This window comes from Thermodesulfobacteriota bacterium (genome assembly GCA_040755095.1).
GTDB lineage: Bacteria > Desulfobacterota > Desulfobulbia > Desulfobulbales > JBFMBH01 > JBFMBH01.
On the sequence record JBFMBH010000002.1, the window covers coordinates 34,181 to 46,607 of the forward strand.

Genomic DNA, 12,427 nt, shown 5'->3' on the forward strand with positions numbered 1-12,427 from the left:
ACCCTTCACCCCTCGATGGCCTGCAGGATGCCGGTGAGCAATGCCCAGGGGGTCGGTGGGCAGCCGGCGATGGCGACATCCACCGGGATGACCTGGTGGATGCCGCCGAGCGAGGCGTAGCCTCGGCCGAAGACGCCGCCATCCACACCGCAATCGCCCACCGCCACCACGAGCTTGGGGGACGGGGTGGCGTCGTAGGTGCGGCGGAGGGCGATCTCCATGTTGTGCGCCACCGGGCCCGTCACCAGGAGCAGGTCGGCAAAGCGGGGCGAGGCGGTGAAATGGATGCCGAAGCGCTCGCAGTTGTAGATCGGGTTGTTCAGGGCGTGGATCTCCAGCTCGCAGCCGTTGCAGGAGCCGGCATCCACCTGCCGGATGGTGAGGCTGCCCCGGAAGCGCTTGCGGATCCTGGCCGTAAGCCGGCTGCCGATCTCCCGGATCTGGTCCCGGGCCTCAGGGATGAAAGGCTCCGTGACGATGCCGGTGCGCAGTATCTGTCTGGCGATCCTGATCATACATCGTGTCCCGAGTACGACTGGTTGAAGCTCTTGTTGCACAGGGGGAAATCCGGGACGATGTTGCCCGGAATGGCCTGCTCCAGCCCGAGCCAGTTGACGCTGGACGGGTCCCGCACCATGACCCGGCTCACCTCCCCGGCCGGCCCTGACTGCAGCCAGCAGATGATCTCCCCCCGCCAGCCCTCCACCGCGGCAAAGCCGGCGCCATCGGGTCCCGGCCGGCCAACCGGCGCGGTGATCTCCCCGGCCGGCAGGTTGTCCAAGAGCCAGCGGATGATCCGGATCGACTCCCGGATCTCGTTGATCCGCACCCAGACCCGGGCATGGACATCGCCGGTGACCATGACCGGCACATTGAGCTCCAGGCTCTCGTACTGGTCGTAGGGCGGGAAGGGGTTGAAGATCCGGCAGTCGAGGTTCATGCCGCTCGCCCGGGCCACGATACCCACCACACAGAGCTCCCGGGCCGTCTCCGGCAGGAGCACGCCGGTGTCCTTGACCCGGTCCTCCAGGGAGGGGCTTTCGTCGTAGATGACCACCAGCCGCTCGAACTCCCTGGCCAGGATGTCCAGCTCCGCCAGCATCTCCGCCCGGCCGGCGGCGTCGATATCCGCCGTCACCCCGCCGGGCTGTACCCGGTCCATGAGGAGGCGGTGGCCGAAGAGCTGGTGGTTGGTCCGCAGGAGCATCTCCTTGAGGCGCATCATCTGGTAGAGCATGAAGGCGAAGGCGGCGTCGTTGGCGATGGCACCGATATCGCCCAGGTGGTTGGCGATCCGCTCCCTTTCCAGGAACAGGGCCCGCAGCCATTGGCTTCTGGGCGGCGGCTGGCAGGCGGTCATCGACTCCAGGGCCATGGCGTAGGCCAGGCTGTGGGCCACGGTGGTGTCGCCGGAGATCCGGGCCGCCAGCCGGCAGCCTTCCTGCCAGGAGAGGCCCTCGAAGCGCTTCTCGATGCCTTTGTGGACGTAGCCCAGCCTTTCTTCCAGGTTGATGATGCTCTCGCCCACCGCCTGGAAGCGGAAATGGCCCGGCTCGATGATGCCGGCATGCACCGGGCCCACCGGGATTTCGTAGACGCCCTCGCCCTCGGCCCTGGCCCAGGCGTATTCGCCGGGCACCCGGGGCAGGGGCCGGGAGGGGTCAAAGGATTTCCTGAGCGGCCAGGCGTCCGGCGGCCAGTCCTCGAACTTGATCCAGGGCCTGAGATCCGGGTGGCCGACCGGGGTTACGCCCATGAGGCTGTGGATCTGCCGCTCGAAGCGGTAGGCCGGCACAAACTTCCTGGTCAGGCTGGGGAAGGTGGGGTCTTCTGCCGGCGCCTCGGTCTTGACGATCAGGTACTCGGGCCCCCACCGGAAGCAGGCGTAGATCCCGTAGCCCCGGCCGAACGCCGTCTCGTCGGTCGCCCACTCGGCAGCGAGCAGGGCATAGGCCTTCTTGAGCAGCCGCGCCGCCTCGACGAACTTCTCCCGGGGCACCTGGCACAGCAGCACCGAAGCCGGGTGCTGGCTGGGGTCCAGGCGGATCTCGGCGTCCAGCGCCGTGGCGATGGCATCGTGCAGCAGGCTCATTGCAGCAGTTCCACCGTGGCCTGGAGCCACGCATTGAGGAAGTCCGGCATGGAGAAGCCGATGGCCAGGACGAGCACCATGTGCAGGAGCACCGGCAGATGGGCCGCGGTCACCGGCGCCTGATGGGACGGGATCTCTCCGGAAACCATGGGCTGGACCTTGCGGAGCAGGGCGGCGAAGGCCACCCCGAGGCCGAGCAGCAGAAAGGGCGTCCAGAGCGGCGCATCCTTGATCGTCGCGGTCAGGATCAGAAACTCGCTGGTGAAGATGCCGAAAGGCGGCAGGCCGACAATGGCCATGACCCCGAACATCAGCCCCCAGCCCACCAGGGGGTTGCCCTTGAACAGCCCTTTGATCCGGTCCATCTCCTGGGTGCGGTGCATCTGCGCTGCATGGCCGACGGTGAAGAAGATCGACGACTTGGCCAGGCTGTGGACCAGCATGTGCAGGAGACCGCCGAAGGTGGCGATGGGGCCGCCCAGGCCGAAGGCAAAGGTGGCGATCCCCATGTGCTCGATGGAGGAATAGGAGAACATCCGCTTGATGTCCTTTTGCCGCAGCAGGGAGAAGGAGGCGACCAGGACGGAGAGGATGCCGAAGCCCATCATGATGTCACCGGCGTGATGGGTGTGGGTGGAGCCATCCACCAGCACCTTGCAGCGGACCAGGGCATAGAGGGCGATGTTGAGAAGAAGGCCCGAGAGCACCGCCGAGATGGGGGTGGGACCCTCGCTGTGGGCGTCCGGCAGCCAGTTGTGCAGGGGCGCCAGGCCCACCTTGGTGCCGTAGCCGACCATGAGGAAGACAAAGGCCAGGGAGAGCACGGTGGGCTCCAGGCTGCCGCTCACCCGGTAGAGGTTGGTCCAGAGCAGGGCCTCGCCCCCCTCTCCCAGGACCTTCTCCGCCGCGAAGTAGAGGAGCACCGTCCCGAACAGGGCCTGGGCGATGCCGACGCCGCAGAGAATGAAATACTTCCAGGCCGCCTCGATGGCAGTGGGGGTGCGGTACAGGGAGACGAGCAGCACGGTGGACAGGGTGGCCAGCTCCATGGCGATCCAGAGGATGCCGACGTTGTTGGTCAGAAGGCACAGGAGCATGGCGAAGATGAACATCTGGAACATGGCGTGGTAGAAGCGCATCCCCACCGAGCCGACCCGGCCGTGCTTCCGCTCCCGGCGCATGTACCGGCGGCTGAAGATGGCGGTGGTCATGGAGACGAAGGCGGTGAGCACGGCCAGATAGACGTTGAAGGCATCGACGAAGAAGAAGCGGCCGGCCGCCAGGATCGGGCCGGCGGCCCAGACCTCCCAGGCCAGGCCGAGCCCGGCGACAAAGGTGGCGGCGGAGCCGGCGATGTTGACCTCCGGCGCAAACCGCCGGTCGCCCACCAGGGCGAGAATGGCGGCGGCAAACAGGGGGACGCCGAGAAGCACCAGAAGTGCCATGCTGCTGTTCACGGGTCAGTCCCCCTCTTTCAGTCTGGCCATCTGCTCGACATTGAGGCTGTCGAAGGCGGTATTGATCTGGAAAAAGAAGATGCCGAAGATGAAGGCGGCGATGAGGATATCCAGGGCCACCCCCAGCTCCACCACCAGGGGCATGCCGTAGGTGGCGCTGGTGGCGGCAAAGAACAGGCCGTTCTCCATGGCCAAAAAGCCGATGATCTGGCTCACCGCGTGCCGGCGGGTGATCATCATGAGAAGACCGATCATGACCGTGGCCATGGCCACCGCCAGGGTCGAGCGGGTGATGAGGGTGGACAGCTCCCGCACCGGGGCCATGAGGTGGTACGAGAAGATGACCAGCGCGATGCCGATCAGCATGGTCATGGGGATGTTGACGACGGTCTCCACCTCCTTGCGGATCCGCAACCGGTGGATGAGGACGTGGAGGATATAGGGCAGGAGGACCACCTTGAGCGCCAGGGTCAGCACCGAGGAGATGTAGAGGTGGTGCCGGTTCGCCACGTAGCCGACAATGGCGGTGTTCACCGACAGAAAGAGGCCCTGCCAGGTGAAGATGTGGATGAGCCCGTAGATCCGTTTCTGCACCAGCATGCCAAAGCCGGTGAGCAGCACGAGGGCGGCCAGGAAGCTGTTGGTCTGGGCGGCGAGAGCGGTGGTCATGGGTCAGTCCAGGATGAAGAAGGAGATCATGCCCAGGGTGGCCAGGAGGAAGGCCGAGCCCAGGAACTCGGTCAGCCGGAAGAGCCGCATCTTGGCCAGCCCGGTCTCGATCCAGACGATGCCAATACCGGCCAGGCCGAGCTTGGCGAAGAGGATGCCGAAGGCTGCGGGCAGCGCCAGGAGGTGGCCTTCGGTGGCGATGCCCCAGGGCAGGAAAGCGGCGATCCCCATGGCAACAAAGAGGAAGAGCTTCATCATCCCGGCCCATTCGATGAGGGCGAGGTGGCGGCCCGAATATTCCAGGATCATCGCCTCGTGCACCATGGTCAGCTCCAGATGGGTGGCCGGGTTGTCCACCGGGATCCGGCCTGTCTCGGCCAGAGCGATCATCACGAAGGCGAGCAGGGCAAAGGCCAGGGAAGGCCGGACCACCGTCTCGCCACTGGTGATGACCATGACGATCTGGGCCAGGGAGGTGGAGCGGTTGGTGAGGGAGACGGTGAAGATCGCCATCAGCATGGCCGGCTCGGCCAGGGAGGCGATCATCATCTCCCGGCTGGCGCCCATGCCTCCGAAGGCGGTGCCGATATCCATGCCGGCCAGGGCGGTGAAGAAACGGGCGATGGCAAAGAGTGCCACGATGACGATGATGTCCGCCGCCGGCGCCATGGGCAGGTCCACGGACAGGATCGGGATGATGCCGGCGCTCAGGACCGCGGTGCCGAACAGGAGGTACGGGGTGAAGCGGAAGATCCAGGAGGCGTTCTCCGCCAGCACCACGTCCTTGCCGATGAGCTTGGCGAGGTCCCGGTAGGGCTGGAAGAGGCTGGCCGAGGTGCGGCCCTGGGACCAGCACTTGAGCATGCGCACCCAGCCGACGAAGGCCGGCGCCAGCCCGACGACGGCGGCAATCTGCAGCAGCTCGACCACAAAGGCAGAGGGCTTCATCGCATGAACACCAGAAGGACCAGGATGGTGACAAAGGAGTAGATGAGATAGGCCTGGATCCGGCCCTGCTGGAGCCGCCCCACCTTGCGGGACAGCCAGAAGGACACCTCGACGATCGGCTTGTAGATCCAGCCCCAGACCCGGTCCCGGATGCGCAGCCGGTAGCGGATCCGCACCGGGAAGGCCTTGTGGCCGCTCTGCGGGGCGAGGATAGCCTGCTCCTTGATGTTGAACAGATAGCCGAAGATCCGCCGGATCGGCATGGCGAAGGAGGTGGCGTTGTACTGCATCCGGGCGGTGAGCTTCTCGAAGCCGCAATCCCAGATCGGCACCCGGTGGATGGCGCCGGGCTTCACATGCAAAAGAAGATAGGCCGCCGAGACCACCACCAGGATGCCGCAAAAGACGATGCCGCCGGAATAGGAGGCCCGTTCGTACGAGACCGGGGTGAGCCACATCCAGCCGTGCTCGCTGGCGGTGGCGGCCAGCCTGGCACCCACCAGCTGCTCGGCCAGGATGTCCATCCATTCGATGAACAGGGTGGGCATAACCCCCAGCCCCAGGCAGGAGAGGGCAGCCAGCAGCATGCCCAGCCGCATGGTCCAGCCGGCCTCCCGGATTTCGGTGGGTCGCCGGTGGCCCCGCCAGTGGCCGAGGAAGGTGACACCGAAGGCCTTGACGAAGCAGGCCGCTGCCAGGGCGCCGGTGAGCGCCAGGAGGGCAGCGCCCAGCGGGATCAGGAGCTTCATCACCTGGCTGGGCAGGGAGGGTGACAGCAGAAAGGCCTGGAAGGTGAGCCATTCGGAGACAAAGCCGTTCAAAGGCGGCAGGGCCGAGATGGAAACGCAGCCCACCAGGAAGAGGGCGGCGGTCCAGGGCATCCGGTGGATAAGGCCGCCCATCTCCTCCATGTTCCGCTCTTCGGTGGCGTGGAGCACGGCACCGGCGCCCATGAACAGGAGCCCCTTGAACAGGGCATGGTTCATGGTGTGGTAGAGCCCGGCAATGAGCCCCAGGGCGGCCAGGAGCGGCAGCTGGAAGGAGGTGAAGATCATGGCCAGGCCAAGACCGATGAGGATGATGCCGATGTTCTCCACCGAATGGTAGGCGAGCAGGCGCTTGAGATCATGCTGCATAAGGGCGTAGAGCACCCCCATGACCGCGGACAGGAGGCCGAAGACCAGCACCAGCGCTCCCCACCACCAGGGGAAGGTGCCGATGAGATCGAAGGTCACCCGGATGATGCCGTAGATGGCGGTCTTGAGCATCACACCGCTCATGAGGGCCGAGACATTGGACGGCGCCACCGGATGCGCCTCGGGGAGCCAGACATGGAGCGGCACCACGCCGGCCTTGGCGGCAAAGCCGAAAAAGGCCAGCAGGAACGCGGCGGTCGCCCATGGAACCGGAAAGGTGGCCTGCCGCATGGCGTCGAAGGTGTAGCCGACAAAGCTGCCGAAGCCGGCGGCGCAGCCGGCCAAAACGCCAAAGGCCAGCAGGATGGCGATGGCGCCCACGTGGGCCACGACCATATAAAGGAAGGCAGCCCGCCGGTTCTCGACCCGCTCGTTCTCGAACAGCACGAGAAAGTAGGAGGCGGCGGCCATGATCTCCCAGGAAACGAGGAAGAAGAGGGCATCGTCGGCCAGGACCACCATGAACATCCCAGCCAGGAACAGACAGTAGAAGATGACCAGGCTGGTGATCGAGCGGCGGCCGAGATAGCCCCGGACATAGCCGATGGAGTAGAGGGAGACGAAGAAGGCCAAGAGGCCGACCACGGTCAGAAAGAAGCCGGCCAAGGGGTCGAGGCGCAAATGGAACGGCAAATCCGGCAGACCGATGGGGAGAACGATCCGGCCGGTGGAGTTGGCGCCCACACTCCACACCCCGGCCGCGACCGCCAGCAGCGAGGCCAGCGCGCTGGTCAGGAAGGAGACCACGACCAGAACGGCTTGCCAGCGGCGCAGAATCGCTGCCAGCAGGCTGAAGACCAGGAGCAGCAGCACCGATGCTGCGGCGACGTTCACCGGGAGGACATTCACTGCCAGTCACCTTGTTGGGAAGGTTCAGCTCCAGGGAAGCTGCCGGATGGCGGCGAGGATTTCTGTGCGGCTCGGCTGCTGGGCCAGGACCGCTTTGACCTGCGGATGGCGCAGGGCGAAGCCGAGGTGGGACAGGAGCGTCAGATGGGAGCGCAGGGTCGGTGAGATGGTGCAAAAGAGGGTGTGCACGGGTACGCCATCGATGGCGTGGAAGTCAACGGGGTGCTCCAGGAAAGAGAGGGCGACCAGAGGCTGGGTGACGTGGAGCACCGAGGGGTTGCGCACGTGGGGCACGGCAACGCCATTGCCCACACCGGTGGACGCCAACCGCTCCCGGGCGATGAGCAGCCGGGTGAGATACTCCCGGTCCACTGTCTCGGGCAGGGCGAGGTGCCGGACCACCTGGGCCAGGACGGCGTCCCGGCTGTCGCCCTCCACCCGGTAGTGGATGCCGCCCGCCTCCAGAGCCTCGGCGAGAGACGGCATGAGCGGCGGCGGCTCCTCCGGCTCGTCGAGCATCTCCGGCGCCACGTTGATGCGCTGCGATGTCGCCCATTCCAGGAGCTCCGCCCGGTTGAACCGGTACTGCTCGTGCACCCGATAGGCCGCCAGAACCCCCCGTTTGATCCAGCGGTAGATCGTCTTTTCGGACACCGCGAGCAGATTCGCGGCATCCTTGACCGAAAGATTCACATCTGCCCCCAGCGCCTGACATGTCTCCCTTCGTTTGGACAAACCGGGACTCTACCCAGACAACGGACGGATGTCAATGGCAAACCCCCGTGCCGTCCAATGTCTGGAGCCAGGAAAGGGGGGCCGTGTCACCGCGGACCGGCGTTTGCCAATGCGGGCGCAGCCGGACGAAGCAGGGGGCGGAAAGCTCCCCGGGGGGAGGAGTCAAGGGGTACACGAGTCGCCGAGGAGGCGCTTCAGTCCCCAGAGGCCCAGGCCGCCGGCGGCCAGGGAGACAAGCAGGAATGCGGCTTCTTTGAGCATGGCTCCCTTTGGCCCCCTCTGGACAGCCGTCTTGCCGATTGACGGCCCCGGCTTTGACCTCATAGAATGGCCAGGCCATGACCGCCCTGATCCGCGTCGGCACCTCGGGCTGGAGCTATCCCCACTGGCGGGAGACAGTATACCCAGCGGACTGTCCCCCGGCGAGGTGGCTGGAGTGGTACGCCGGCCAGCTGGACACCGTGGAGCTCAACGCCAGCTTCTACCGGCTGCCCCAGCCGGCCACCTTCGCCGGCTGGCGGCGGCGGACGCCGGCCGCCTTTCTGTGGGCGGTCAAGGCCAGCCGCTATCTCACCCATGTCCGGCGGCTGGCTGATCCGGCGGAGCCTTTGGCCCGGCTGTATCAGGCGGTGGATGAGCTGGGGGAGAAGCTGGGTCCCATCCTCTGCCAGTTGCCGCCCAGCCTCGTTTTCGCCGAGCAGCTGCTGGTCGATTTCTGCCAGGCCCTGGACGGCCGGCGGCGCCACGCCCTGGAGGTCCGCCACCCCAGCTGGCTGGGAGCCTTGGCCCGGAAGATCATGGCCGACCACAATCTGGCCCTGTGCATCGCCGACGCGGCTGGCCGCTACCCGTACCACGAGGAGCTGACCGCGGACTTTGTCTATCTGCGCCTGCACGGGGCCGAATCCCTTTACGGCTCCCTCTACCGCGAGGAGCAGCTGGCGGCCTGGGCCGGCAAGCTGGCCGCCTGGGGCCGGCCCGGCTATGTCTATTTCGACAACGACGCCCAGGGCCATGCCTTTGCCAACGCCCGCCGGCTGGCGGAGCTGGTGGCCGGCCCTCTCACTGACCCCGGAGGCTCTCCATGACCACCCGACAGCGCAGCGGCCTGGCTTTCCTGGCGATCCTGATCCCTGTTCTGGCTGCCGGCTGCGGCTCCGGCCCCCAGGAGGACGCCTGGCGCAAGGACCCTGATGCCAGCCTGTTCGCCAATCGCTGCTCCCACTGCCACAGCGCCAGCCGGCCCCTGGGCGAGCGCCGCTCCGCCGCGGCCTGGCAGGCCACTGTGCAGCGCATGCGGGGCAAGGATCCCAACTGGATCTCTGCCGAGGAGGCGAATCGGATCGCCGCCTTCCTGGCCCGCCACCGGGCCAGTGTCAACCCCCAGTGAAGGAGGACACCCCCCATGGGCGAAATCACCAGCGCAGGTCAGATCCTGAGCCTGTCCACCGGCTACTGGCAGGCCTCGACCCTCCACGCCGGCGTCCGGCTGGGGGTGTTCACCGTCCTCAACGAGGGTGGCCGGAGCGGGGAAGAGGTGGCGGCGGCCACCGGCGCCCATCCCCGGGCCACCACCGTGCTCCTCAATGCCCTGGCCGCCATGGGCCTGCTGCAGAAGACCGGCGATCGCTTCACCAACGGCCCGGCCGCGGCCCGTTTTCTGGTCGAGGGCACCCCTGGCTACATCGGCTACATCATCTTGCACCACCACCATCTGGTGGACGGCTGGGCCCAGCTCGACACCGCGGTGCGCACCGGCGAGGCGGTGGAGAAGCGGAGCTACGGCGAGGAGCGGGAGCGGGAGAGCTTCCAGCTGGGCATGTTCAACTTGGCCATGGCCATTGCCCCCCGGCTGGCCGCGGAGATCGACCTCGCCGGCCGGCGGCGGCTCCTGGATCTGGGAGGAGGGCCTGGCACCTACGCCATCCACTTCTGCCTGGCCAACCCGGGCCTGACCGCGGTCATCTTCGACCGGCCGACCACCGAGCCTTTTGCCCGGGCTACGGTGGAGCGCTTCGGGCTCGCTGGCCGTATCGACTTTGCCGCCGGCGATTTCAACCAGACGCCCCTGCCCGCCGGGTGTGACGTGGCCTGGCTGTCCCAGATCCTGCACAGCAACGGCCCCGAGGCCTGCCAGCGGCTGATCAGGAAGACCCGCGATGCCCTGGCCCCGGGCGGCCTGGTCATGGTGCACGAGTTCCTGCTGGACGACAGCCACGCCGCGCCGCTCTTCCCGGCCCTGTTCTCCCTCAACATGCTGGTCAACAACGGCAACGGCCGTTCCTACTCGGAGGGGGATCTCCGGGCCATGCTCCAGGAGGCTGGCCTGAAGGATATCCGCCGCCTGGCCTTTGTGGGCCCCAACGACTCAGGGATCGTGGCCGGCACGGTATAGCTACAGCGGCGGCAAGGTGATCTTCACCGACTCCTTGTCCTTGTCCTTCTTGATCTTCACCGCCACGTCCACCTGGCCGCTGCGCAGGCCCAGGACCAGGGGGGACGCACCGGAGTCTTCCAGGTGCAGGATGGACCGGAGGGTGGCGACCAGCTCGGCAAAGAGGGCAGGGGAGGGGGCCGGCAGGGTGGATTTACCGTCCTCGGTGACCAGCTTGGCCGTCACCGTGCCCTTCTTGCTTTTGAAGCTGAGCTTGACCGCTTTCTCGCTCAGGGCGTGGAGCAGGGCCAGGGCCAGGTACTTGAGGCCGCCTTCGGTGAGGTCCGCGCCGGGCTCGGCGGCGGCACGGGCCATCTCGGCCGCGAAATCGGTGTCGGTGTAGCAGTCACACATCTCCTGCAGGCGGGCATGCGCGTTGTGGGTCAGCTTGTCCATGACGGTCTCCTGTGGCATGGGTGAGGGATGCGGCTGCCGGCGACGCCCGCCGGCAGGGTGATTCCTTGTAGCACGGAACAAAGAAGTCTGTCATCCCGGAGGGCGTCCGGTCCGCCCTCCTTTCCGTCTTGTACCAGGAGGACGACATGCCACGCACCGCAACCGCCCGGCCGCGGCCGGTCCGCCTTCGGGACTACCGCCCGCCGGCGTTTGCCATCGACACCACGGACCTTCTGGTGGAGCTGGATCCGGACGCGACCCGCATCAGGGCGCGGCTTCAGTTCCGCAGGCTGACCGCGGGCCCCACGCCCCTGGTCCTGGCGGGGCGGGACCTCGTGCTCACCGGGCTGTCCCTGGACGGCGAGCCCCTGGCAGCGGACCGTTTTCAGGTCCGCCCCGGACAGCTCACGGTGCAGGAGCCGCCGGAGCGGTTCCTGCTCGAGGTCAGCACCCGGGTCAACCCTGCGGCCAATACCGCCCTGGAAGGGCTCTACACCTCAGGGGGCCTGTTCTGCACCCAGTGCGAGCCGGAGGGCTTCCGCCGCCTGACCTACTTTCTGGACCGCCCGGATGTGCTGTCGGTCTTCACCACCACCATCGTCGCCGACCCCGAGCGCTGGCCGGTGCTGCTGGCCAACGGCAACCTGGCGGCAGCCGGCTCCTGGCCGGATGGCCGCAGCTATGCCCGCTGGCACGATCCCTTCCCCAAGCCCTGCTACCTGTTCGCCCTGGTGGCCGGCCCCCTGGTCGCGGCAGAGGACGCCTTCGTCACCGCCTCCGGCCGGCGGGTGGAGCTGAAGCTGTATGTGCGGCCCGAGCACCTGGACCGCACCGACCACGCCCTGGCCAGCCTGAAGAAGGCCATGGCCTGGGACGAGCGGGTCTTTGGCCGCGAATACGATCTCGACCTCTACATGATTGTGGCCATCGATGACTTCAACATGGGCGCCATGGAGAACAAGGGCCTCAACCTGTTCAACGCCCAGTATGTGCTGGCCAAGCCCGAGACCGCCACCGACGCCGATTTCCAGAGCATCACCGCCGTCATCGCCCACGAGTACTTCCACAACTGGACCGGCAACCGCATCACCTGCCGGGACTGGTTCCAGCTGAGCCTCAAGGAGGGGCTCACCATCTTCCGGGACCAGGAATTCACCGCTGACACCGTCTGCCGGCCGGTGAAGAGGATCAACGACGTGCGCCATCTGCGCACCAGCCAGTTTCCGGAAGACGCCGGCCCCCTGGCCCACCCGGTCCAGCCCCAGTCCTATATCGAGATCAACAATTTTTATACCAGCACCGTCTACCAGAAGGGCGCGGAGGTGGCGCGCATGCTCCGCCTGGTGGTCGGTGAGGCGGCCTTCATGGCCGGCATGGACCTCTTTTTCCGCCGCCACGACGGACAGGCGGTGACCATCGACGACTTCCTGGCCGCCATGGCCGAGACCTCTGGCCAGGATCTCGGCCAGTTCCGGCGCTGGTACACCCAGGCTGGCACCCCGGAGGTGCGGGTCGAGCACACCTATGATCCGCGCCGCCGCCGGCTGCGTCTGGTCCTGGAGCAGGACTGCCCGCCCAGCCCGGGCCAGAGGAGGAAGGCCCCTTTCCTCATCCCGGTGGCGGTGGGTCTGGTGGGCAGCCAGGGCCAGGA

At 66.8% G+C, this 12,427-nt stretch carries 12 protein-coding genes; 4 read left to right on the forward strand and 8 right to left on the reverse strand.

Annotation, left to right across the window (positions count from 1 at the left end):
• Positions 1-5: 5 nt before the first annotated feature.
• Genes nuoB through AB1634_00715 form a run of 7 tightly spaced genes read right to left on the reverse strand, consistent with a single transcriptional unit; the run spans position 6 to position 7,904 of the window.
• On the reverse strand, positions 6-515 hold the full coding sequence (gene nuoB, locus AB1634_00685) for an NADH-quinone oxidoreductase subunit NuoB (GenBank protein ID MEW6218034.1): 510 nt from the start codon (positions 513-515) through the stop codon (positions 6-8).
• The gene (locus AB1634_00690; GenBank protein MEW6218035.1) at positions 512-2,092 is read right to left on the reverse strand and encodes an NADH-quinone oxidoreductase subunit C; all 1,581 of its coding nucleotides are present in this window, start codon (positions 2,090-2,092) and stop codon (positions 512-514) included. Before AB1634_00690 ends, nuoB begins: the two co-directional genes overlap by 4 nt.
• Positions 2,089-3,537, reverse strand: a complete 1,449-nt coding sequence (locus AB1634_00695) for a hydrogenase 4 subunit F (protein MEW6218036.1) — start codon at positions 3,535-3,537, stop codon at positions 2,089-2,091. The genes AB1634_00690 and AB1634_00695 overlap by 4 nt, the downstream gene beginning before the upstream one ends.
• 15 nt (positions 3,538-3,552) lie before the next feature.
• Positions 3,553-4,218: a formate hydrogenlyase gene (locus AB1634_00700; protein MEW6218037.1), complete on the reverse strand. Its 666-nt coding sequence runs from the start codon at positions 4,216-4,218 to the stop codon at positions 3,553-3,555.
• A 3-nt stretch (positions 4,219-4,221) separates the two neighbouring features.
• Entirely contained in the window at positions 4,222-5,166 is a 945-nt protein-coding gene (locus AB1634_00705) for an NADH-quinone oxidoreductase subunit H (protein MEW6218038.1), read from the reverse strand.
• Positions 5,163-7,211, reverse strand: coding sequence for a hydrogenase 4 subunit B (gene hyfB, locus AB1634_00710; GenBank protein ID MEW6218039.1), 2,049 nt, complete (start codon positions 7,209-7,211; stop codon positions 5,163-5,165). The genes AB1634_00705 and hyfB overlap by 4 nt, the downstream gene beginning before the upstream one ends.
• A 24-nt stretch (positions 7,212-7,235) precedes the next feature.
• Positions 7,236-7,904: a PTS sugar transporter subunit IIA gene (locus AB1634_00715; GenBank protein ID MEW6218040.1), complete on the reverse strand. Its 669-nt coding sequence runs from the start codon at positions 7,902-7,904 to the stop codon at positions 7,236-7,238.
• Positions 7,905-8,284: 380 nt separating this feature from the next.
• Between AB1634_00715 and AB1634_00720 the strand changes: the two genes are divergently transcribed.
• The 3 genes from AB1634_00720 to AB1634_00730 are packed head-to-tail and all read left to right on the forward strand — an operon-like array spanning position 8,285 to position 10,341.
• Entirely contained in the window at positions 8,285-9,034 is a 750-nt protein-coding gene (locus tag AB1634_00720) for a DUF72 domain-containing protein (GenBank protein MEW6218041.1), read from the forward strand.
• Positions 9,031-9,336: a cytochrome c gene (locus tag AB1634_00725; protein ID MEW6218042.1), complete on the forward strand. Its 306-nt coding sequence runs from the start codon at positions 9,031-9,033 to the stop codon at positions 9,334-9,336. The genes AB1634_00720 and AB1634_00725 overlap by 4 nt, the downstream gene beginning before the upstream one ends.
• 15 nt (positions 9,337-9,351) lie before the next feature.
• Positions 9,352-10,341, forward strand: coding sequence for a methyltransferase (locus AB1634_00730; GenBank protein MEW6218043.1), 990 nt, complete (start codon positions 9,352-9,354; stop codon positions 10,339-10,341).
• Here the strand turns inward: AB1634_00730 and AB1634_00735 are convergent, their stop codons facing one another.
• On the reverse strand, positions 10,342-10,776 hold the full coding sequence (locus AB1634_00735) for a hypothetical protein (GenBank protein MEW6218044.1): 435 nt from the start codon (positions 10,774-10,776) through the stop codon (positions 10,342-10,344).
• Positions 10,777-10,922: 146 nt separating this feature from the next.
• On the opposite strand from AB1634_00735, the gene pepN reads away from it, so the two are divergent.
• A partial coding sequence (pepN, locus tag AB1634_00740; GenBank protein ID MEW6218045.1) for an aminopeptidase N occupies positions 10,923-12,427 on the forward strand: 1,505 nt, incomplete at its 3' end.